Source organism: Terrabacter sp. Soil810 (assembly GCF_001429645.1).
Lineage (GTDB): Bacteria > Actinomycetota > Actinomycetes > Actinomycetales > Dermatophilaceae > Terrabacter.
In genome coordinates, this window is the sequence record NZ_LMSW01000012.1 from 163,134 (window position 1) to 184,516 (window position 21,383).

The 21,383-nt window shown below is 72.0% G+C and carries 18 protein-coding genes and 1 tRNA gene; 15 read left to right on the forward strand and 4 right to left on the reverse strand.

Going from position 1 to position 21,383, the window contains the following annotated elements; all coding sequences use genetic code 11:
* The first annotated feature begins 13 nt into the window (after positions 1-13).
* The 7 genes from ASG96_RS15610 (at position 14) to ettA (ending at position 9,339) form a co-directional block, all read left to right on the forward strand.
* Positions 14-1,204, forward strand: coding sequence for a PrsW family intramembrane metalloprotease (locus ASG96_RS15610; RefSeq protein WP_235509181.1), 1,191 nt, complete (start codon positions 14-16; stop codon positions 1,202-1,204).
* Positions 1,205-1,260: 56 nt separating this feature from the next.
* Positions 1,261-1,333, forward strand: a tRNA-Arg gene (locus tag ASG96_RS15615).
* A 185-nt stretch (positions 1,334-1,518) separates the two neighbouring features.
* A complete protein-coding gene (locus ASG96_RS15620; RefSeq protein ID WP_057588526.1) occupies positions 1,519-3,228 on the forward strand; it encodes a SulP family inorganic anion transporter in 1,710 nt (569 codons plus the stop codon).
* 188 nt (positions 3,229-3,416) lie between these two features.
* Complete coding sequence (locus ASG96_RS15625) at positions 3,417-5,126, forward strand: dynamin family protein (protein WP_235509182.1); 1,710 nt, start codon at positions 3,417-3,419, stop codon at positions 5,124-5,126.
* Complete coding sequence (locus ASG96_RS15630) at positions 5,123-6,829, forward strand: GTPase (protein ID WP_057588528.1); 1,707 nt, start codon at positions 5,123-5,125, stop codon at positions 6,827-6,829. The genes ASG96_RS15625 and ASG96_RS15630 overlap by 4 nt, the downstream gene beginning before the upstream one ends.
* Positions 6,830-6,978: 149 nt before the next feature.
* The gene (locus ASG96_RS15635; RefSeq protein WP_056759425.1) at positions 6,979-7,587 is read left to right on the forward strand and encodes a single-stranded DNA-binding protein; all 609 of its coding nucleotides are present in this window, start codon (positions 6,979-6,981) and stop codon (positions 7,585-7,587) included.
* A 69-nt stretch (positions 7,588-7,656) separates the two neighbouring features.
* Entirely contained in the window at positions 7,657-9,339 is a 1,683-nt protein-coding gene (gene ettA / locus ASG96_RS15640; protein WP_057588529.1) for an energy-dependent translational throttle protein EttA, read from the forward strand.
* A gap of 61 nt (positions 9,340-9,400) precedes the next feature.
* Here the strand turns inward: ettA and ASG96_RS15645 are convergent, their stop codons facing one another.
* On the reverse strand, positions 9,401-10,444 hold the full coding sequence (locus ASG96_RS15645; protein ID WP_056759422.1) for a magnesium transporter CorA family protein: 1,044 nt from the start codon (positions 10,442-10,444) through the stop codon (positions 9,401-9,403).
* 35 nt (positions 10,445-10,479) lie between these two features.
* Positions 10,480-11,925 carry a PLP-dependent aminotransferase family protein gene (locus tag ASG96_RS15650; RefSeq protein ID WP_056759420.1) on the reverse strand — a complete coding sequence of 482 codons (1,446 nt, stop codon included), beginning with the start codon at positions 11,923-11,925 and terminating at the stop codon, positions 10,480-10,482.
* A gap of 61 nt (positions 11,926-11,986) precedes the next feature.
* On the opposite strand from ASG96_RS15650, the gene ASG96_RS15655 reads away from it, so the two are divergent.
* Entirely contained in the window at positions 11,987-12,718 is a 732-nt protein-coding gene (locus tag ASG96_RS15655) for a YitT family protein (protein WP_056759640.1), read from the forward strand.
* A 3-nt stretch (positions 12,719-12,721) separates the two neighbouring features.
* Here ASG96_RS15655 and ASG96_RS15660 read toward each other — a convergent pair whose 3' ends face one another.
* A complete protein-coding gene (locus ASG96_RS15660) occupies positions 12,722-13,234 on the reverse strand; it encodes a 2'-5' RNA ligase family protein (protein WP_235509183.1) in 513 nt (170 codons plus the stop codon).
* A 50-nt stretch (positions 13,235-13,284) separates the two neighbouring features.
* Positions 13,285-13,911 carry a TetR/AcrR family transcriptional regulator gene (locus tag ASG96_RS15665; protein ID WP_057588530.1) on the reverse strand — a complete coding sequence of 209 codons (627 nt, stop codon included), beginning with the start codon at positions 13,909-13,911 and terminating at the stop codon, positions 13,285-13,287.
* Between the two features lie 98 nt (positions 13,912-14,009).
* Between ASG96_RS15665 and ASG96_RS15670 the strand changes: the two genes are divergently transcribed.
* From ASG96_RS15670 to ASG96_RS15700, 7 genes are all read left to right on the forward strand, one after another.
* On the forward strand, positions 14,010-15,155 hold the full coding sequence (locus ASG96_RS15670) for an acyl-CoA dehydrogenase family protein (protein WP_056759416.1): 1,146 nt from the start codon (positions 14,010-14,012) through the stop codon (positions 15,153-15,155).
* Positions 15,155-15,931, forward strand: coding sequence for an SDR family oxidoreductase (locus ASG96_RS15675; RefSeq protein ID WP_056759414.1), 777 nt, complete (start codon positions 15,155-15,157; stop codon positions 15,929-15,931). Before ASG96_RS15670 ends, ASG96_RS15675 begins: the two co-directional genes overlap by 1 nt.
* A gap of 203 nt (positions 15,932-16,134) precedes the next feature.
* The gene (locus tag ASG96_RS15680; protein WP_082588846.1) at positions 16,135-17,199 is read left to right on the forward strand and encodes an iron-siderophore ABC transporter substrate-binding protein; all 1,065 of its coding nucleotides are present in this window, start codon (positions 16,135-16,137) and stop codon (positions 17,197-17,199) included.
* On the forward strand, positions 17,199-18,323 hold the full coding sequence (locus ASG96_RS15685) for an iron ABC transporter permease (protein ID WP_235509184.1): 1,125 nt from the start codon (positions 17,199-17,201) through the stop codon (positions 18,321-18,323). Before ASG96_RS15680 ends, ASG96_RS15685 begins: the two co-directional genes overlap by 1 nt.
* Positions 18,320-19,414, forward strand: a complete 1,095-nt coding sequence (locus ASG96_RS15690; RefSeq protein ID WP_057588531.1) for an iron chelate uptake ABC transporter family permease subunit — start codon at positions 18,320-18,322, stop codon at positions 19,412-19,414. Before ASG96_RS15685 ends, ASG96_RS15690 begins: the two co-directional genes overlap by 4 nt.
* A 1-nt stretch (position 19,415) precedes the next feature.
* A complete protein-coding gene (locus ASG96_RS15695) occupies positions 19,416-20,270 on the forward strand; it encodes an ABC transporter ATP-binding protein (protein WP_056759408.1) in 855 nt (284 codons plus the stop codon).
* On the forward strand, positions 20,267-21,298 hold the full coding sequence (locus tag ASG96_RS15700) for a siderophore-interacting protein (RefSeq protein ID WP_057588532.1): 1,032 nt from the start codon (positions 20,267-20,269) through the stop codon (positions 21,296-21,298). The genes ASG96_RS15695 and ASG96_RS15700 overlap by 4 nt, the downstream gene beginning before the upstream one ends.
* Positions 21,299-21,383: the final 85 nt, after the last annotated feature.

Below are 21,383 nucleotides of genomic sequence, written 5' to 3' on the forward strand. Positions count from 1 at the left end.
CTAGCCTGCCCTCATGACCTCAGGGGACGTGACGACACAGGGGGAGGGCGCGAGCCCGGGCGGTCCGGCGCAGCAATGGAGTCCGGTGCGCAACCCGACCCGGAGACCGATGCTGCGCACGGCCCTCACCATCGGCGTCGCGGCGTCCGCCTTCCTCGTCTGCCTGCTCATCCTGCTCGGCATCCTCGACGAGCGGCTCACGACCCAGACGCTCATCACGTCCGCGCTCATGGCGATCATCCCGCTGCTCGTCATCGTGCCGACCTTCCTGTGGCTCGACCGCTACGAGGCCGAGCCGGCGCGCTACATCGTCTTCGCGTTCCTCTGGGGTGCGCTCGTGGCGGTCGTGGGTGCCTTCTTCCTCAACACCTTCGGGCTCAAGCTGCTCGTCGAGGCGCGGTGGACCGACCCGCTCGAGACGGGCGCCGTCTACCTCGCGCCGATCACCGAGGAGACCCTCAAGGGCCTGGGCATCCTGCTCATCTACCTGCTCCGGCGCCGTGAGTTCGACGGCATCATCGACGGCATCGTCTACGGCGGGCTCATCGGTGCGGGCTTCGCGTTCAGCGAGAACATCCTCTACCTCGGACAGGCCTACAACGAGTACGGCGGCGAGGGCCTCACGTCGACGTTCCTCGTCCGTGGTCTCATGGGCCCGTTCGGGCACCCGCTCTTCACGGCCCTGACCGGCATCGGCATCGGCGTCGCCGTCACCGCCCGACGACCGGCGGTGCGCGTCGTCGCGATCCTCACCGGCTGGTTCTGCGCCATGCTGCTCCACGGGCTCTGGAACCTCACGGCGCTCGCCGGGATGGACGGCTTCTTCGCCGCCTACGTGACCTACCAGGTGCCGCTCTTCCTCGCCTTCGTCGGCTTCCTCTTCTGGCTCCGACGCCGGGAGGGCCGCCTCATGGGGCGCTACCTCTCGCCGTATGCCGACGCCGGCTGGCTCACGCACGCCGAGGTCACGATGCTCTCGAATCTGCAGCTGCGCCGGGCGGCGCGGGCCTGGGCGCGGCAGAACGGCGGGCGTCCTGCGAAGCAGTCGATGGACGCCTTCCAGGACAGCGCGAGCGACCTCGCCCTGTTGCGGTCGCGGCTCGTCCGCGGCACCGCCGAGGAGGGCGCGTCGGAGCGCGAGATGGTGCTCCTCGAGGCGATCACGGCGCACCGTCGCGACTTCGTCGGCTCGCCCGTGACCTGAGCGGGCGGGACGGCCCGGGGTGCCTATCATTGGACGGCGCCCGGATCGGGCGACCGGCCCCTGTAGCTCAGCGGATAGAGCAAGAGCCTTCTAATCTCTTGGTCGCAGGTTCGAGTCCTGCCGGGGGCACTCGATCGGCCGCGAACCCGGGCCGCGGCGGAGCAGGTCTCGGCCGCAAGGACTCGGCGCCGACCCGGCCCGAATCCGTGACGCCGCCGCCCCCGACTGCGATCATGAGACCGTCAGCCGGCACGCGATGGAGCGCACCCACCAACGGGTCGCTCTCGCGGCCTGACGGGAGGGATGACGCTCTCATGGCAGGTCGCACCACGGGAACGAGCCGGATCCCCATCCTCGGCTGGCTGCGGTCGTACGACCGCAGCTGGTTGCGTGGCGACCTGATCGCGGGGATCACCGTCCTCGCGCTCGTCGTCCCGAAGAACCTCGGGTACGCCGGCATCGCCGGCATCCCCGTGCAGAACGGCCTGTACGCGGCGGCAGCCGGTGCGATCCTCTACGCGATCTTCGGCACCAGCCGGCAGATCTCGGTGGGGCCGAGCTCGGGGCTGGCGGCGGTCGCCGCGAGTGCCGTCCTCGCCGCCGGCATTGCCGACGAGAAGGCGGTCGCGTCGTTCGTCGCCGGCATCACCCTCGCCTCGGGCGTGCTCTACCTGCTCGTCGCGGTGCTGAAGGTGGGCTGGATCGCGCAGTTCCTCTCCCGTGCGGTCGTCACCGGCTTCCTCTTCGGTGCAGCGGTCGACGTCGTCATCGGTGAGCTCCCGAAGCTGACCGGCACGAAGGTGTCCGGGAGCAACCCCCTCCAGGAGCTGTGGTCCTGGGTGACGACACTCGGGGACGTGCACGGCACGACCGTCGTGGTCGGGCTGGTCTCGCTCGCAGTCGTGTTCGGTCTGCGCGTCGTCGCCCCCAAGGTCCCGGGAGCCCTGGTGCTGGTGGTCGGCGGACTGCTCGCCTCGTGGCTGCTCGGCCTGGGCGATCGAGGCGTGGCGCTCGTCGGAGAGGTGCCGCGAGGGCTGCCCGCCTTCGTCGTGCCAGACATGGCACTGATGTGGGACCACGTCGGCGTCGGGGCCGTCGCCGCCTTCGCCCTCGTGCTGATCGGCTTCTCACAGACCGCTGGCGACGCCCGCGCCTTCGCCGCCAAGCACCGCTACCAGATCGACATCGACCAAGAGTCCGTGGCGCAGGGCTTCGCGAACGCCGGGTCCGGCCTCCTGCAGGGAATGCCCGTCTCGACCAGTCTCTCGGCGAGCTCGCTCAACGACCACTCCGGTGCCAGGTCGGGGCTCGCCTCGCTCACCACCGGGTTCAGCGTCCTGCTGACCCTGCTGCTCCTGGCACCGCTCTTCTCCGACCTGCCCAAGCCGGTGCTGGCCGCGATCATCATCGAGGCCGTCGTCATGGGGATGATGGACCTCCCGGAGATGAGGCGGCTCTTCCGCGTCAAACGGTTCGACTTCGGGGTGGCCGTCGCGGCCCTGCTCGGCGCGCTCGTCTTCGGCGTGCTGGCCGGGGTCATCATCGGCGTGGCGCTCTCGATCTTCTGGCTCATCAAGGTCTCCACGCGACCGCACATCCCGACGCTCGCGCGCGAGCCGGGCACGGACGTCTACCGTGACCTTGCGGACCACCCTGACGGCGAGGTGGTCCCCGGCATCGTGGTGATCCGGATGGACGGCGGGCTGTTCTTCGCGACGTCCGACGCCCTCGAGGACCGTGTCCGGGAGGTCATCCACGAGGACCCGGCGGTCAAGGCAATCGTCCTGGACTGCGGCGGCATCGACTACGTCGACTCCCAGGGGTCCGCCAAGATGGCCGACGTGCTCGACCTGGCCGAGGACTCCGGCGTCGTCCTGCGACTGGCCAGGCTCAAGGCGGCCGTACGCGCGACGCTCGAGCTCGACGGCGTCATGGAGCGCCTCGGCGCCGACCACGTCCACGGCAACGTCGCGCGGGCCGTCGAGGCCGAGCGCCGGGCAAGGGCCGCCAGCCCGGACGCGTGACGGGCACACACGCGGCGAGCCGCCCGCGCGCATGACGGCCGGCGGGCCGCGTGCCGGGCCGGACGACCGTGTCCGGTGGGCGGATGCGGGCACCGCGTGGCATCGTCAGGTCACGACTCGGGGTATGTCGTGGGGGCGCGCCGCCTTTCAGTTTGGTTGTGCCCACTGCGACACGGAAGGATACGGGCGTGGCAGGTGATTCAGGGGTGGGCAATGCCCGTCTCCTCGCGAGCGTTCAGGCACTTCGGTCTGCCGTCGCCGACGCCTCCCTGCCCCTCGACCTGCCCACCGCGCCGGCCGCACGGCTCGTGCGCAGTCGCCTGCTCGACCAGCTCGACGACTACGTCATCCCGCGGCTGACGTCGCTCGACGCCCCGCTGCTCGCCGTCGTCGGCGGCTCGACCGGTGCCGGCAAGTCGACTCTCGTCAACTCGGTCGTCGGGCGCGAGGTCACCCTGCCCGGTGTCCTGCGGCCGACCACCCGCTCGCCGGTGCTGATCCACCACCCCTCCGACGCGGCCTGGTTCTCCGGGCCGCGCATCCTGCCGACCCTGGCCCGCATCACCGGGCGCCACTCGTCGTCCGACGGCCCGGGCGCGGTGCGGCTGGTCTCGACGGACGAGGTCGCAGCCGGTCTGGCCCTGCTCGACGCCCCCGACATCGACAGCGTCGTCGAGGCCAACCGCGACCTCGCGACCCAGCTGCTCGCCGCCGCCGACCTCTGGGTCTTCGTCACGACGGCCGCCCGCTACGCGGACGCCGTCCCGTGGGAGCTGCTGCGCGAGGCCTCGGAGCGGGGCACCGCTGTCGCCGTCGTCCTCGACCGCGTGCCCACCGTGGCCGTCGACGACATCCGCACGCATTTCGCGTCGATGCTGCGCGAGCAGGGTCTCGACCAGGCACCGATCTTCACGGTCGTCGAGTCAGAGCTCGTCGACGGGCTGCTGCCCGCCGACCAGACCGAACGGCTGCGGGGTTGGCTCGCGGCGCTCGCCGGCGACGCCCAGGCTCGTGCCGACGTCGTCCGTCAGACCCTCCACGGTGCGCTTGTCTCCCTCGACACGCGCACCCAGGGGCTCATCGCGGCATCCGAGCAGCAGACCGCGGCCGGCCGCGCCCTCGTCGACGCTGCAGCAGCGGCCTACGCCGACGCGAAGACCCAGGTCCACGAGGGGATGCTCGACGGCACGCTGCTGCGCGGCGAGGTGCTGGCGCGCTGGCAGGAGTTCGTCGGCACCGGTGAGTTCTTCCGGCAGGTCGAGTCGACCGTGTCCCGGGTGCGCGACCGCTTCACCTCCTTCCTCAAGGGCGAACCGGCCCGCGCCGACCACCTCGGCGAGGCGCTCCAGTCCGGCGTCGAGTCGCTCGTCGTCAACCGGGCCGAGCTGGCTGCGAGCGCGATCGCGCGCGCCTGGCGCACGCTGCCCGGCGGCGACCAGCTGCTGACCGCCGACCCGGGCCTCGCGCGCTCGGGCACGGACGTCGACACCCGGACCCAGCGCCTCGTGCGCGACTGGCAGGGTGACATCCTCCAGATGGTCCGCGACGAGGGTCGCGACCGTCGCACGACCGCCCGGATCATGGCCTACGGCGTCAACGGCCTCGGGGTGGTCCTCATGCTCGTGACGTTCGCGAGCACGGCGGGCATCACCGGTGCCGAGGTGGGCATCGCCGGCGGCACTGCCGTCGTCGGCCAGAAGCTCCTCGAGGCCGTCTTCGGCGACCAGGCCGTCCGCGAGCTCGCACGCAAGGCCCGCGAGCAGCTGGGCGCTCGCGTCGACGAGCTGTATGCCGCCGAGCTCGCCCGCTACGAAGGAGCTGTCACGACGTTGCAGGTCGACACCGACCAGACCGAGCGCCTCACCGCGGCCGCCGCGGCCGTCGAGGACGCGCGATGAGCCCGATCAGGCCGGGTCGCGCCAAGGTGGCGACGGTCTCGGCGGCCGAGCTGGGCACCCGGACGACGGAGCTGTCGATGGCGCTCGTGTCGGGCGCCGACGAGCTCGACCCCTCGGGGGTCGAGGTCGCACGACGGGTCGTCGACAAGGCCGTCGAGCGCTCCGGCATCGCCGGGGACCACACGGTCGTGGCGCTCGCGGGAGCCACCGGCAGCGGCAAGTCCTCCCTCTTCAACGCCCTCGTCGGCGGCGACGTCGCCGCCATCGGCGCGCGGCGGCCGACGACGTCACGTCCGACGGCCGGCCTCTGGGGCGACGCCGACGCGTCCGAGCTGCTCGACTGGCTGGGGGTGGCCGCGCGTCACGTCGTCGACACGGCACCCGGCGCGGGGGAGGGGCCGGTCGACGACTCGCGCGCCGTCCAGGTCGTGGGTTCGCTCGACGGACTGGTGCTCCTCGACCTTCCGGACTTCGACTCCCGTGAGCTCGAGCACCGACGGGAGGCCGAGCGGGTGCTCGAGCTCGTCGACGTCTTCGTCTGGGTGACCGACCCGCAGAAGTACGCCGACGCGCGACTGCACGACGAGTTCGTCACCCTGATGTCGCACCACGACGCCGTCACGCTGGGAGTGCTCAACCAGTCCGACCGGCTCACGGCCGAGGGCGTCAAGACCCTGACGCAGGACCTCGCGAGGCTCCTCGTCGCCGACGGCGTCGCCGACGCGAAGGTCATCGCGACGTCCACGGTGACCGGTCAGGGCATCGCCGACCTCAGGCAGCGACTGGCGAATGCCGTTGCGGGACATGCGGCGTCGCGTCAGCGCCTCAAGGCGGACGTCGTCGGTGCCGCGACGAGGCTGCGTCCCGGCGTCGCCGACACCGAGGCCGACGTGGGCCGCGTGCCGCGCGAGGCGCTGGATGCGTCGTTGGCGCGCGCGGCGGGTGTCCCCATCGTCCTCGACGCGGTTGCGCGCGACTACCGCCGCGAGGCGTTCGCGCACACCGGCTGGCTCTTCGCCCGCTGGACCAAGGGTTTCGCGGCGGATCCGCTCCGCCGCCTCCGCCTCGACCGGACCGGCGGTCGACCTCCGATCCCGGTCGAGATCGACGGTGCCGACGTGCGCGCCGTGCTCGGTCGCTCGTCCATCCCGGCGCCCACCGTGTCGACCGCGTCGGCCGTCGACCTCGCCACGCGCAGCTTCGTGCGCGACGCGTCCGAGGGGCTGCCGGTGCGCTGGACCCAGGCCGTCGAGGACGCCGTCGTCGGCGGCGACGGGACGCTCAGCGACTCGCTCGACCGCGCCGTCATCGGCACGTCCCTGCGAGCGCGCCGTCCGGTCTGGTGGTTCGTCGTCAACATCCTCCAGTGGGTGCTGGGTCTCGTCGCCCTCGCGGGGCTCGTCTGGTATGCCGTGCTCTGGGTCTTCGCGCTGCTGCAGCTCCCGCGTCCCGAGACGCCCGCCGTCGGCATCCTGCCGCTGCCGCTCGTCATGCTCGTCGTCGGGGTGCTGCTCGGGATCGGGCTGGGCATCCTGTCGCGATGGTGGGCGCGCGTCGGTGCCCGGCACCGACGGACCGTCGTCGGCAAGCGGCTGACCGAGTCGGTCGCCGCGGTGGCCGACGAGCACATCCTCATCCCCGTCGACGAGGTCCTCCTGCGTCACCGCGAGACACGCGAGCACCTCGAGGCCGCTGCCGGCTGACGAGCCGGTGAAGACGCCGTCCACATCCCCTCGGGTGACGGCACCACTGTCCACAGTCGGCGCCGGACGTCTGTCGGCGCGGCTCGGCTGGTCCGAAGGTGGGTTCCAGGCGGCGCGAGGCCGCCCCTGGAAACCTCCGAGGAGCACCGATGAACGAGACCCGCATCACCGTGCACGGCAACGTCGTGAGCGAGCCCGTCGAGCGACAGGGACGCAACGGCAGCATCTTCACGACCTTCCGCATCGCCACGACGCCCTACCGCCGCACCGGCGACGGCCGCTTCGTCGACGGCGACACCAGCTTCTACAGCGTCATCGCGTTCAACGCGCTCGCCGCCAACGCCGCCTCGGCGCTGCGCAAGGGCCACCCTGTCATCGTGGAGGGCAACCTCGCGATCAAGCAGTACGTCGGCAACGACGGGCAGCCGCGGACCTCTCCCGAGATCGACGCCGACCACGTCGGCCACGACCTGTCGTGGGGTCGCGCCAGCTTCGAGCGCATCAGCCGCGCGGCGGCGCTCGGCCAGGACCGCACTGCGGACCCCGACGTCCAGGCGTCGGTGCGCGCGCTGACCGAGGGCGGTTCGGTTGACCCCGATGGGCGCCCGGCCCACGTCGACGCGGACGGGGTCGTCGACGACGACTTCGACCTCGGAGGGCAGTCCGCGGCGGGTGGGCGTGACGACGGCGACGGGGTGCTCGCGACGGGTGACCCCGAGACCGACGACTACGAGGTCGTCGAGCAGCTCACGGCCTGAAAGGACCGGCGGTCCGCGAGCGCGGACACCGATTCGGTGCCGCGCTCGCTGACAGATAGCCTTCTGCGCATGGCCGAGTACATCTACACCATGACCCGTGCGCGCAAGGCACACAACGAGAAGGTCATCCTCGATGACGTCTCGATGTCCTTCTACCCCGGCGCGAAGATCGGCATGGTCGGCCCCAACGGCGCCGGCAAGTCGACGATCCTCAAGATCATGGCCGGACTCGACCAGCCGAGCAACGGCGAGGCGCGGCTGGCGCCCGGCGCGACCGTCGGCATCCTGCTCCAGGAGCCCCCGCTCAACGAGGACAAGACCGTCCTGGGCAACGTCGAGGAGGGCGCCGGCGAGATCAAGGCGAAGCTCGACCGCTACAACGAGATCTCGGCCGAGATGGCCGATCCCGACGCCGACTACGACGCGCTGCTCACCGAGATGGGCAAGCTGCAGGAGGACATCGACCACGCCGACGCGTGGGACCTCGACAGCCAACTCGAGCAGGCCATGGACGCGCTGCGCTGCCCGCCGCCGGACTCGCCCGTCACCAACCTCTCCGGTGGTGAGCGTCGACGCGTCGCCCTGTGCAAGCTGCTCCTGCAGAAGCCCGACCTGCTGCTGCTCGACGAGCCCACCAACCACCTCGACGCCGAGTCGGTCCTCTGGCTCGAGCAGCACCTCGAGTCCTACCCCGGCGCCGTCATCGCGGTCACCCACGACCGCTACTTCCTCGACAACGTCGCGCAGTGGATCGCCGAGGTCGACCGCGGCCGTCTCTACCCCTACGAGGGCAACTACTCGACCTACCTCGAGAAGAAGTCCGAGCGCCTGACGATCCAGGGCAAGAAGGACGCCAAGCTGGCCAAGCGGCTCAAGACCGAGCTCGAGTGGGTCCGCAGCAACGCCAAGGGCCGTCAGGTCAAGAGCAAGGCTCGTCTCGCGCGCTACGAGGAGATGGCGGCCGAGGCCGAGCGCACCCGCAAGCTCGACTTCGAGGAGCTCCAGATCCCGCCGGGCCCGCGCCTGGGCTCGACGGTCATCGAGGTCAAGAACCTCAAGAAGGGGTTCGGCGAGCGCGTCCTCATCGACAACCTGTCGTTCTCGCTGCCCCGCAACGGCATCGTGGGCGTCATCGGCCCCAACGGTGTCGGCAAGTCGACGCTCTTCAAGACGATCGTCGGCTTCGAGGAGCCCGACGGCGGCGAGGTCAAGATCGGCGAGACGGTCAAGATCTCCTACGTCGACCAGGGCCGCGAGGGCCTCGACCCCAAGAAGAACCTCTGGGAGATCGTGTCCGACGGCCTCGACCACATGAAGGTCGGCAACGTCGAGATCCCGTCGCGGGCCTACGTCTCCCAGTTCGGCTTCAAGGGCCCCGACCAGCAGAAGCTGTCGGGCGTCCTCTCCGGTGGCGAGCGCAACCGACTCAACCTCGCCCTCACGCTCAAGCAGGGCGGCAACCTGCTGCTCCTCGACGAGCCGACCAACGACCTCGACGTCGAGACCCTGGGCTCGCTCGAGAACGCGCTCCTCGAGTTCTCCGGCTGCGCCGTCGTGATCACTCACGACCGGTGGTTCCTCGACCGGGTCGCGACGCACATCCTCGCCTACGAGGGCACCGAGGATAACCCCGCGAACTGGTACTGGTTCGAGGGCAACTTCGACTCCTACGAGGCCAACAAGGTCGAGCGGCTCGGCCCGGAGGCCGCGCGCCCGCACCGCGTCACGTACCGCAAGCTGACGCGCGACTGACCCGTCCTGAGGCCAGCGCCGACGGGAGGACCGGGAGGCACGGCATCCCGGTCCTCCTTCGTCAGATCCAGTTCTTGCGCCGGAAGACGCCGTAGAGGGTGACCGCCACGCCGGCGATGACGGCCGCGCTGAACAGCACGCCCCACGGACGCCCGAAGCCGGGGTAGGGCACGTTCTGGCCGAACCACCCGGTGACCGCCGTCGGGACGGCGATGATCGCGGCCCATCCGGTGAGCTTCTTCATCACGGTGTTGAGCCGGGCGTCCTGCAGCGAGAGGTTGGTCTCGAAGATCGTCGTCACCATGTCTCGCAGGGACTCCGTCCACTCGGCGGCGCGCAGGACGTGGTCGTAGAGGTCGTCGTAGAAGCCGTCGAGCTCGGTGTGCCGCTGGTCGAGCTCGCCGCGGTGCCGGAGCACGGCGTTGACGACGTCCCGCATCGGGAGCACGACCCGTCGCAGCTCGACGAGCTCCTTGCGCAGCCGGTAGGTGCGCACCTGCACGGCGTGCATTCGGCCCCGCTCGTCGAAGAGGAGGTCCTCGAGCTGCTCGATGGCGTCGTCGAGCTGCTGGATCGCCTCGAAGTGCCCGTCGACCACGGTGTCGAGCAGCCCGTGCACGAGCGCCCCCACGCCGAGCTGGAGCAGCTGGGGGTCGTCGTTCCACCGGTCGAGGACCTGCTGCATGTCGTAGTCGTCACGTCCACGGACGGTGATGATGCCGCCGGGGAGGACGAAGGCCGAGATCCGGGTCGTGCGCAGGCGGGACTCGCGTCCCGGGGCGTCGAGGTCCTCGACGGCTCCTGCCGTGTCGCCGCCGCCCTCCAGCCGGGTCGCGTAGACGGTGAGGAAGGTGTGCTTGGCGTGCCGGGTCGCCTTGGGTCGCTCACCGGCGGAGACCGCGTCCTCGACGGCGTGCGGGTCGAGCCCCAGCTCCTGAGCCAGGGCGCGGAGACCGGCATGGTCCGGCTCGCAGAGGTCGACCCAGATCAGAGAGCCCTCGCGTCCCAGGAGCTCGGACACGTCCTCGAGGGGGAAGCCCTCGTCGACGACCTTGCCGTGCTCCCACCGGCAGGAGGTGATGCGCCCGGCTCCCGTGTTGTCCACGCGCCCAGTCTCGCAGGCCCGTGGCCTGTGACCCGTCAGGCGATGAGCGGGGTGACCTCGCGGGTCGTCGGACGTTCGCCGAGTGCGAGCTGCCACGCGCTCGCGAGGCGGCGGCCGACCTCGTCGGCCTCGTCGGGCGCGACGCAGAAGGGGACCCGGACCCAGCGGGCGAAGCCGCCCTCGACCCCGAACTGACCACCCCGGGCCAGCCGCACCCCGGCCGTCTCGGCGACGCGGGCGAGCTCGTCGCCGCGGGCCTCGGGCAGCTCGCACCAGAGGTTGAGCCCGCCGGTCGGCACCTCGAACCTCCAGTCGGGCACGTGCCGCCGAAGGGCTGCGACGAGGGCGTCGCGTCGGGACCGCGCCTCCCGACGTCGCTCGCCCAGGAGCGCCTCTCCCTGGTGGAGCAGGTCGGTGACGACGAGCTGCTCGAGGATCGCCGTGCCGAGGTCGAGGCTGTGCCGGGCCTCGATGACGGCCTCGGCTCCACCCTCGGGAGCCCGCACCCAGCCGACCCGCAGTCCGCCCCACCACGTCTTGCCGGCGCTGCCGAGGGTGTGGGTCTGCCGGGACGAGGCGGCGAACGGCGCCGGCCGCCGCACTCCCGCGTTCTCGTCGAGGCCGAGCTCGACGAACGTCTCGTCGACGACGGGGACGACGTTCGCACGCGACAGCACCGCACCCAGGGCGTGTCGGGTCGCGGTGTCCATGACGAGCCCGGTCGGGTTCTGGTGGTCGGGGATGAGGTATGCCGCCCGGGCGCCGCTCTGACGCAGGCCGACCTCGATCGCGTCGACGTCCCACCCCGAGGCCGTCAGCTGGGCGGCCACCGCGCGGTACGCCGAACGCCGCACTCCCACGATGGCGTTCGGGTAGGTGGGGCTCTCGACGAGGACACGGTCGCCGATCTCGAGCTGTGAGCGCAGGACGGCCGACAGGCCGCCGTGCGCGCCCGAGGTGATGACGACCTGTTCCGGTGAGGTCGACAGGCCTCGCGCTTCGAACCAGGCGGCGACGGCGGCCCTGGTCTCGGGGAGCCCGCGCGGGTCGTAGCCGGCGGTCGCGAGGAAGCGCGGGAGCTCGACGACGGCCCGCTCGTAGGCCGCGGTGACCCCGGCCGCGGCCGGCAGGGCGGCATACGTGAGGTCGATGACGTCGGGTGGGACGTCGGTGGGGATGAGGCCGGCCTGGGACAGGGCCAGCCCGGACGGCCCGGTCGGAAGGCAGACGACGCTGCCCGAGCCGCGGCGGGTCGCCACGAACCCCTCGTCGCGCAGGGCGTCGAGGGCGGTCCCCACGGTGGTCCGGCTCAGGCCGAGCTCGGTGGTGAGGGCGCGCTCGCTCGGCAGTCGGGTGCCCACGAGCAGCCGCCCGTCCGAGACGAGGCGGCGGATGCCGTCGGCAAGGCCCCGGTAGGCGGGTCGGGGGAGCGGATCGGACCCGATAAGCAGGGCCAGTGAGCGAGCCGAGATGGTGCGCATCGGTCCACTGTCCCACGATTGGCCCTTAAAAGGCAGTCCACCACCGCCCAGGATGGAGCACATGAGACGTCATGTCGCGCTCGCCAACCTCACCCCGCGCCAGCAGCTGCGCGCCGGCCGTCTGCCGCGCCGCCTGGTCCAGCTCCTCGGCGGGCTCGTGCTCTACGGCGTCTCCATGGCGATGATGATCCGCTCGACGCTGGGTCTCGACCCCTGGGACGTCTTCCATGCCGGCATCGCCACCCACGTGCCGTTGACGTTCGGTCAGGTGACGATCGTCGTCGGTGCCCTCGTGTTGCTGCTCTGGGTGCCGCTGCGGCAGTGGCCCGGACTCGGCACCGTGGCCAACGTCGTCGTCATCGGGCTGGCGGCCGACGCCGGGCTCGCGCTCATCGGATCTCCCGAGGCGTTGTGGGCGCGCGTGCTGCTGCTCGGCTCCGGCATCGTGCTCAACGGCATCGCAGGCGGCCTCTACATCGGCAGCCAGCTCGGCCCGGGGCCGCGTGACGGCCTCATGACGGGTTTCGCGCGGCGCTCGGGACTGTCGATCCGGCTCGTCCGCACGAGCATCGAGCTCGTCGTGCTGTTGGTGGGCTGGCTGCTCGGCGGCCCCGTCGGGCTCGGCACCGTGCTGTATGCCGTCTCCATCGGCCCGCTCGTCCAGTTCTTCCTGCCCCGCCTGACCGTCGACCTCGGCCTGGACGACCACGTCGAGGCGTCGCCGTCGGACGTCACCGAGGAGGGTGTCGCGGTCGTGACGCCGACCTCGGCGCTGGGATCGACGACGAGCTGACCGTCAGCCGCCGAGCTGCCACGAGCGGAGCACCCGGCAGGCGCCCGGCTCGTACCACGCGAGGTCGATCCGCTCGGCCCGGCACCGGGCCGGGACGTAGGGACCCACGTGCCGGCGGGTCGACTCCCCGCTGACGTCCTCGGACGCGGCGTCGAGCGTCAGGTGCGGGACGACGTCACCGAAGCGGCCGGCATACGGCGGGCACTGCGGGAAGGCCGCCCAGAGCGTCTCCGTGAGCGCGGCGAACGGGGCGGACGGCTCGGGGAGGAGGTGCACGATCCCGTTGGGGAACGTGTCGACGACATCGAGCGTGAAGTCGAACGGCCTGGTGGCGGCAGCGATCTCGGCGACGGCGTCGAGCACCGCGTCCGTGAGCGACGCCCCGTCGAGGAAGGGTGCGAGGGCCGTGACGTGGGCGTGGACGAAGTCCGGGTCGGACGAGACGTAGTCGATGTCGTAGTGCCGCGCACGGGCCACCACGAACGGTTCGAGGGCGGGCACCGGCACCTGGAGCACGGAGTGTCCGCTCGCGGGCGCCGCGCTCCCGTCCGAGCACGGTGGGGGCGTCAGTGCCCGGCTCCGACGAGGCGCAGGGCGAGGGCGGCGTTGGTCGAGCCGATCTCCCCGGGGGTCCGGCGGATCGTCGGGGAGTACCACCGGGCCACGTCGACGACGATCGAGAGCAGGGCGAGCGCGGTGTCGGCGCTGTCGTCGACCGAGAAGGTGCCGTCGGCGACGCCGCGGTCGAGGACGTCGCGCATGAGGGAGTCCATCTCCTTGCGCAGCCCGAGCACCTCGGCGTGGTGCTCGGGCGTCAGGTGGTGGTGCTCGTACTGCACGACGCGGGCCACCTGGTACTGCTCGACGTGCCACTCCGTGAAGCGCGACATGACGGTGACGAGCTGCTCGGCGGGGGTCGGCCCGTCGGCGATGGCCGAGCGCATCAGCCGCAGGGCCGACTCGTGACCGCTGCGGCTCAGGGCGAAGAGGAGCTCCTCCTTGGACCCGAAGTGGACGTAGACACCGGCCGGCGAGAGGCCCGCTCCGGAGGCGATGTCACGGGTCGTCGTGGCGTGGAAGCCCTTGTCGGCGAACGCGTGGGCCGCCGCCTGCAGCAGCCGCTCGACGGTCGAGGCGTCCGGGTCGGACGTCCGGGAGCCGGCGGACGGCGAGGTCGTGGTGGGCTGCGGCACGTTGACAGCATGCCGCAGGGGAGGGAAACTAAGCAAGCGCTTAGTTACCGACGGGTACCGGCGCGTCGCACCCGTGAGCACGCCCGATGGAGGACGCAATGCCCCGCAACATCTATGACGAGGACCACGAGGCGATGCGCGCGTCGGCGCGGGAGTTCGTCGCCCGCACGCTCGCGCCCCGCGCCGACGAGATGATCGAGGGCAAGTCGATCCCACGCGACATCTGGCTCGAGGCCGGCAAGCAGGGCTTCTTCGGCCTCGACATCCCCGAGGAGTTCGGCGGCGCCGGCGTCGACGACTACCGCTTCAATGCCGTCGTCGCCGAGGAGATGTCGCGCTTCAACGCCGCGACGAGCTCGTGCTTCGGCATCCACTCCGACGTGTGCCCGCCCTACATCGTCGACCTCGGCACCGAGGAGCAGAAGCAGCGCTGGCTGCCCGGCATGGCCAGTGGCCAGCTCATCTGTGCCATCGCGATGACCGAGCCCTCCGGTGGCTCCGACCTCGCCGCGCTCAAGACGACCGCCGTCCGTGACGGTGACACGTGGATCCTCAACGGCTCCAAGACCTTCATCACCAACGGCTACCAGGCCGACCTCGTCATCGTGGCGGCCCGCACCGACCCGTCCAAGGGCGCCAAGGGCATCACGCTGCTCATGGTCGAGCGTGGCATGGAGGGTTTCCAGAACGGTCGCAAGCTCGACAAGGTCGGCATGGACGAGTCCGACACGGCCGAGCTCTTCTTCGAGAACGTCCGCGTCCCCGACGAGAACCGCCTCGGCGAGGAGGGCATGGGCTTCATCGCGATGATGCAGCGCCTCCCGCAGGAGCGCGTCGGTGCGGCGGTCTCCAACGTCGCCCACGCCAAGGCGATCCTCGAGGAGACGATCCAGTACGCCAAGGACCGCAAGGCCTTCGGTCAGCCCATCGGTGCCTTCCAGCACAACAAGTTCCTCATGGCCGAGCTCGTGACGAAGATCGAGGTCGCCGAGGCCTACGTCGACGACTGCGTCGCCGCCCACGCGCAGGGCACGCTGTCCGCCGTCGACGCCGCCAAGGCGAAGTGGTGGAGCTCGCAGGTCCAGAACGACGTGCTCGACCACTGCGTCCAGCTCCACGGCGGCTACGGCTTCATGAACGAGTACCGCGTGGCCCGCGCCTGGCGCGACGCCCGCGTCACGAAGATCTGGGCCGGCTCCAACGAGATCATGAAGGAGCTCATCGGCCGGGACCTCGGCTTCTGATGGCGGCCGACGCACGCGGCGGGCGCCACGAGGGCGCCGTCGCGATCATCACGGGTGCCAGCCGCGGGATCGGGCTCGGCATCGCCGAGCGCCTCGTGGCCGAGGGGGCCAAAGTGGTCATCACGGCTCGCAGGCCCGAGGCGCTGGCGGAGGCCGTCGAGCAGCTCGGGGGGCCGGAGCACGCCGTCGGCATCGCGGGCAACGCTGCCGACGAGGCACACCAGGACGAGGTCATCGCTGCGGCGCGCGAGACGTTCGGCGGCCTGCACCTGCTCGTCAACAACACGGGCATCAACCCCGTCTACGGGCCGATGCTCGACACCGGTCTCGACATCGCGCGCAAGGTGCTCGACGTCAACGTCGTGGCTGCCTTCTCGTGGATCAAGAAGGCGGTCGCGGCGGGGCTCGGCGACGAGGCCCACCCCGGGTCGGTCGTCAACCTCGCCTCCGTCGCCGGCCAGGGCGCGAGCGGTGTCATCGGCTGGTACGGCGTGTCCAAGGCGGCCCTCATCCACCTGACGACGGAGCTCGGCTATGAGCTCGGTCCCGACGTGCGCGTCAACGCGGTCGCCCCGGCGGTCGTCAAGACGAAGTTCGCCGAGGCGCTCTACGAGGGCCGCGAGGAGAAGGTCGTCCGCGCGTACCCGATGAAGCGTCTCGGCCTGCCCGAGGACGTCGCGGGGGCCGTCAGCTTCCTGCTGAGCAGCGACGCGTCGTGGGTCACCGGCCAGACCCTGACCATCGACGGCGGCGTCACCCTGGGCGGCGCGCTCTAGGAGATCCGTTCTGCCGCAACGGGATCCGCGGATCTCGTATGCCGTCCGGCCCCGTGTGCGAGCACGGGGCCGGACGCATGTCGGGCCGGGGTTTGACACGAGTTAGGTGAGGCTTACTAAGGTAAGCCTCACCTAATGCCGTCTCGGGGGAGTGTCCGACAGAGGTGGCGTGGGACCCGTCCCCGACAGAGAGACCCGTCATCGTGTCGCGCCTTCGCACCGCCCTCCTCGCCGCCGTCGCCGCGGCCCTCGTCCTCACCGGTTGCACCACCGGACCGACCGGTGTCAGCGCCGGCCAGAGCCCCACCGGCACGCCAGCGGACGGTGCGGCCTCCACGGGAGCCGACCCGGCGGCATACCCCGTCACCCTCCGGGACGCGTTCGGGGAGGCCACCATCACGAAGGAGCCGACGCGCGTCGTGACGCTGGGCTGGTCCGACGCCGACCACGTCGCGGCTCTGGGCGTCGCGCCCGTGGGGGCCCCGAAGGTGACCTGGGGTGGCAACGCCAACCTCTCGACCGACTGGTTCGACGAGCAGCTCGCGACCTTCGGCGGCGCCCAGCCCACCCGCTTCGACGACGCCGACGGCAACCCCGTCGAGGAGATCGCCAGGCTGCAGCCCGACCTCATCCTCGCCACGAACTCCGGCATCACCAAGGACGAGTACGACAAGCTGAGCAGGCTGGCTCCCGTCGTCGCCTACCCGGAGGTCGCCTACGGGACGGCCTGGCAGGACTCGCTCGAGACCATCGGCAAGGCACTCGGGCGCTCGAAGCAGGCTGCCGCCGCAGAGGCGAGGACCGTCGCCACGCTCGACGCCGCCAAGGCGAGGTACCCGCAGCTCGCGGGCAAGACCTTCATCTACGGCTACGTCGCCCCGACCGACCTGTCGCAGATCGGCTTCTACACGCCGAGCGACCTGCGTCCGCAGATGCTCACCGAGCTCGGCATGAAGAACGCACCGTTCGTCGAGGAGAGGGCCAAGGGCTCCAAGGAGTTCTACCTGACCGTCAGCGCCGAGCAGGCCTCGACGCTGGACGCGGACGTCTTCCTCACCTACATCACGGAGGACCCCGAGGTGGGAGTCATGACGAAGGACCCGCTCGTCGGACAGGTGCCCGCGATCAAGGCCGGGGCCCTCGTCGCGACGAAGGACCAGAAGGTCGGCCTGACGATGAGCTCGCCGACGCCGCTGTCGATCCCGTACATGACCGAGCTCTTCGTGCCGCTCGTCGCGGCGGCGGCCGCCAAGGCCGACGCCTCCTGATGAGCTCCACGCAGACCGCCGACCGGGGGTGTCGGACGGCCTCGGCCGAGGCGACCCTCCTGGCGGTCGAGTCGATCCTCGTGGGCGGGGGCCGCGGGGCTCGGCACGGGGGAGCCGGGGGAGCCGGGGGTTCGCGCCACCGCACCCCCGCGCTCGCCGCCCTCCTGCCCGTGCTGCTGGTCGCGGCCGTCGTCGCGTCGATCGTGCTGGGTTCCAAGGCGATTCCGCTCGGCGACGTGCTGCAGGTGCTCACAGGGCACGGCGACACGGTCGCCGACCGCGGCATCGTCGAGGCCCGGGTCGCGCGCACGGTCGTGGGCGTCCTCGTCGGCGCGGCCCTCGCCGTCGCGGGCGCCGCGATGCAGGGGCTGACCCGCAACCCGCTCGCGGACCCCGGCCTGCTCGGCGTCAACGCCGGCGCCGCCCTGGCCGTCGTCGTCGCGATCGCGGTCTTCGGCGTCGGCTCGCTCAGCGGCTACGTCTGGTGGGCCATGGTGGGCGCGGGCGTCGCGGCCGTCCTCGTCCACGCGCTCGCGGGCCTCGGCGGAGGCGTGACGCCCCTGCGCCTCACGCTCGCCGGCGCCGCCGTCACGGCGGGGCTCGCCAGCTGGTCGTCCGGGCTGCTCGTCTCGAGCCGGCAGTCGTTCGACGCCTTCCGCTTCTGGCAGGTCGGCACGATCGGGGGGCGAGGTCTCGACCTCGTCGTCACCGTGCTGCCGTTCTTCGCCGTCGGTCTCGTCGTCGTGCTCCTCGCGGTCCGGCAGCTGAACGCCCTCGCCCTCGGCGACGACCTGGCGCGTGGTCTCGGCGAGAACGTCCTGCTCGCCCGGGCCACCGTCGCCCTGGGAGTCGCCGTGCTCTGTGGTGCGTCCACGGCACTCGCCGGGCCGATCGGCTTCCTCGGGCTCGTCGTGCCGCACGTCGCCCGTTTCGTCGTCGGCCCCGACCATCGGCGGATCATCCCGGTGTGCCTCGTCGCCGGGCCGACGCTTCTGCTCGCCGCCGACACCCTCGGACGGCTCGTCGCGCAGCCGAGCGAGGTCCAGGCCGGCATCATGACCGCCGTCCTCGGCGTGCCCTTCTTCGTCGTGCTCGTGCGCCGCGGACGGATGGCGAGCCTGTGACCGTCGACTGGCTCACGCGCACCGCCGCTCACGCCGATGCCCGCGCGGCGGCGGCGGGTCCGGCCGACCTCGCCCGCGTCGTACGAGCCCGCCGTCGTCCCGCGCGTCGGGTGCACCTCGCCATCGCGGCCCTCGCGGTCGCTGCGGTCGCCGCCGTCCTCGTGCGCGTGCTCCTCGGGGACTACGTCGTCGCGCTCGCCGACCTGCTGCCGATCCTCCGGGGCGAGACGCTGCCGGACGCTCCGGGCGCCTCCTTCATCGTCATGGAGGCCAAGCTGCCGCGGGCGCTCGTCGGGCTGCTCGCGGGGGCGGCCTTCGGGGCCGCGGGTGCCATGTTCCAGACGACCTTGCGCAACCCGCTCGCGAGCCCTGACATCATCGGCATCAGCCTCGGCGCCTCGGCGGCGGCCGTCGTCGCGCTCACCTTCCTCGACGCGCAGGGGATCTGGCTGCCGGCGGCAGCGCTCGTCGGTGCGCTGGCCGTGAGCCTGCTCATGTACGCCGTGGGCCGGGGGACCGCGCTCGCCGGCCAGCGCATGGTGCTCGTCGGCATCGGTGTCGCCGCGCTCCTGTCGAGCGTCATCCAGCTCGTCATGACGCGGACCTCGGTCCAGGACGCGCAGGCGGCCCTCGTGTGGCTCACCGGCAGCCTGGCTCGTGCCACGTGGCCGGTCATCGGGCTGCTCACGGTCTCCCTCCTCGTCCTCGCCCCGCTGCTCGCAGTCTGCTCCCGGTGGATGCGGCTCGCCGAGCTCGGTGACGACCTGTCGACGACGCTCGGGGCGCCCGCCGGCCGGGCACGTCTCGGGCTCGTCGTCGCCGTCGCGCTCGCGGCCGTCGCGACGAGCGCGACGGGACCGATCGCGTTCGTCGCGTTCCTCGCCGGACCCCTGGCCCGGCGGCTCTGCGGTGGCCGGGCCTCCCTGTGGGCGGCCGCCCTCGTCGGCGCCGTCGTCGTCGTGCTGGCCGACTTCGCCGGCGACTACCTCATCCCCGACGTCAACCTCCCCGTCGGCGTCGTGACCGGCGCCGTCGGTGCCCCACTCATGCTCGCGGTCATCATCACCGCGGGACGAGCCGGAAAGGCCTGACATGACCTCCGCGACCCTCCGCCCGGCCAGCGTGGCAGCGGCGCCCGCCCTCCGCGTACGCGGCCTGACCCTCTCCTACGACGGACGCCGCGTCGTCGACGGACTCGACCTCGACGTGCCGGCGGGTGAGGTCACGGTCGTCGTGGGCCCCAACGGCTGCGGCAAGTCGACCGTCCTGCGGGGCCTGGCCCGGCTGCTGCGGCCGAGCGCCGGCTCCGTGCGCCTCGGCGTCGACGGCAGCGACGACGACGTGTGGTCGCTGCGGCCCAAGGAGTTCGCCCGCCGCGTCGCGCTCCTGCCGCAGAGCCCACCGCTGCCCGAGGGCATCACCGTCGTCGACCTCGTCGGTCGGGGACGGCACCCCCACCACACCGTGATGAGGCGCTGGTCGGCCGCCGACGACGAGGCCGTCGTCCGGGCGATGCGCGCGACCGGCACGCTGGAGCTCGCCGAGCGCCACGTCGAGGAGCTCTCCGGCGGCCAGCGCCAACGCGTGTGGATCGCCCTCACCCTCGCCCAGGAGACCGGCGTCGTCCTCCTCGACGAGCCGACGACCTACCTCGACGTCGCCCACCAGATCGACGTGCTCGACCTCCTGCGTGACCTCAACCGCAGGCAGGGGACCACCGTCGTCATGGTGCTGCACGACCTCAACCTCGCGGCCCGGTACGCCGACCACGTCGTCGCCCTGCGCGACGGCCGGCTCGTCGGCAGCGGAGCTCCGGGTGACCTCGTCGACGAGGAGTTCGTGGCCCGGGTCTTCGGCCTCGGCAGCCGTGTCATCGTCGACCCCGTGACCGGCTCGCCGCTCGTCGTGCCCGCCTCCACCCACCAGCAGAGCGGACCCTCCTCGTGACCACGACCACCGTCAACCCGGTCCTGCTCCTCACCGCCGTCGTGCGCGGGGTCGAGCGGCTGAGCCCCTCGTTCGTCCGGATCAGGTTCGGCGGCAAGGGATTCGAGCACCTCGGGCCCGAGGGGCCGACGCTCGACCAGCGCGTCAAGCTCATCATCCCCTCACGCGGGCGGCCGGCTCCGAGCGCGTTTCGCGAGCCGGAGGGTTGGTATGCCGCGTGGCTCGCCCTGCCCGAGGCCGACCGCGGGCACCTGCGCACCTACACCGCCCGCGCGGTCGAGGGGGAGGGCGACGACCGCCAGCTCGTCGTCGACTTCGTGCTGCACGGCCACGGGGCGCACGACGCCGGCGCGGGCCCCGTCGGCCCCGTCGGCCCCGTCGGCCCGGTCGGCCCCGTCGGCCCCGTCGGGCCCGCGGGCACGTGGGCGATGGGTGCCTCGGTGGGCGACGAGATCGGGCTGCTCGCCCCTCGGAGAGGTCACGAGCGCGGCTTCGGCGGCATCGAGTTCGACCCGGGGGCCGCGCGGCGGCTCGTCCTCGTCGCCGATGAGACGGCGCTGCCCGCCCTGGCGTCCATCGTCGAGTCCCTGCCGTCCGGTACACGGGGCCTGGCCGTCGTCGAGGTGCCCGGCGCGACTGACTTCCTCGACGTCGGCTTCCCACACGGGATCGAGCGTCACTGGGTCGCGCGAGGCGACCGTCCCCGGGGCGAGCAGACCCTCGGTGTGCTCCGCCGGTGCCTCCGTCTCGACGCCGACAGCCGCGACGCCGCCGACCTCAGGTCCCCGGGGATGGCCGCCGACCTCGACGACGACGTCTGGGAGACGCCGGCCTTCAGCTCGTCCGGCGAGGACGTGGCCGCCCCGGATGCGGCCCGCGGCCCCGTCGGCTCCGACGACACGTACGCCTGGGTCGCGGGCGACTCCGACACGGTCAAGGCGTGCCGCCGCCTGCTCGTCGGCGAGGCCGGCATGGCCCGTCCGCAGGTCGCCTTCATGGGGTACTGGAAGCAGGGACGCGCGGGCTGAGCAGCGCCTTCTCCACCCTGCCCGCACGGCGCGTCGTCGCGCGGCGCGCCACGCGGCACACGGCCGGTTGCGCTCGACGGGCCTC

What these genes read in the sequence shown, in the direction of transcription:
- ASG96_RS15610 (WP_235509181.1), top strand. Translation starts at nt 14, where the DNA reads ATGACCTCAGGGGACGTGACGACACAGGGGGAGGGCGCGAGCCCGGGC.
- ASG96_RS15620 (WP_057588526.1), top strand. Translation starts at nt 1,519, where the DNA reads ATGGCAGGTCGCACCACGGGAACGAGCCGGATCCCCATCCTCGGCTGG.
- ASG96_RS15630 (WP_057588528.1), top strand. Translation starts at nt 5,123, where the DNA reads ATGAGCCCGATCAGGCCGGGTCGCGCCAAGGTGGCGACGGTCTCGGCG.
- ASG96_RS15635 (WP_056759425.1), top strand. Translation starts at nt 6,979, where the DNA reads ATGAACGAGACCCGCATCACCGTGCACGGCAACGTCGTGAGCGAGCCC.
- ettA (WP_057588529.1), top strand. Translation starts at nt 7,657, where the DNA reads ATGGCCGAGTACATCTACACCATGACCCGTGCGCGCAAGGCACACAAC.
- ASG96_RS15650 (WP_056759420.1), bottom strand. Translation starts at nt 11,925, where the DNA reads ATGCGCACCATCTCGGCTCGCTCACTGGCCCTGCTTATCGGGTCCGAT.
- ASG96_RS15655 (WP_056759640.1), top strand. Translation starts at nt 11,987, where the DNA reads ATGAGACGTCATGTCGCGCTCGCCAACCTCACCCCGCGCCAGCAGCTG.
- ASG96_RS15670 (WP_056759416.1), top strand. Translation starts at nt 14,010, where the DNA reads ATGCCCCGCAACATCTATGACGAGGACCACGAGGCGATGCGCGCGTCG.
- ASG96_RS15675 (WP_056759414.1), top strand. Translation starts at nt 15,155, where the DNA reads ATGGCGGCCGACGCACGCGGCGGGCGCCACGAGGGCGCCGTCGCGATC.
- ASG96_RS15685 (WP_235509184.1), top strand. Translation starts at nt 17,199, where the DNA reads ATGAGCTCCACGCAGACCGCCGACCGGGGGTGTCGGACGGCCTCGGCC.
- ASG96_RS15695 (WP_056759408.1), top strand. Translation starts at nt 19,416, where the DNA reads ATGACCTCCGCGACCCTCCGCCCGGCCAGCGTGGCAGCGGCGCCCGCC.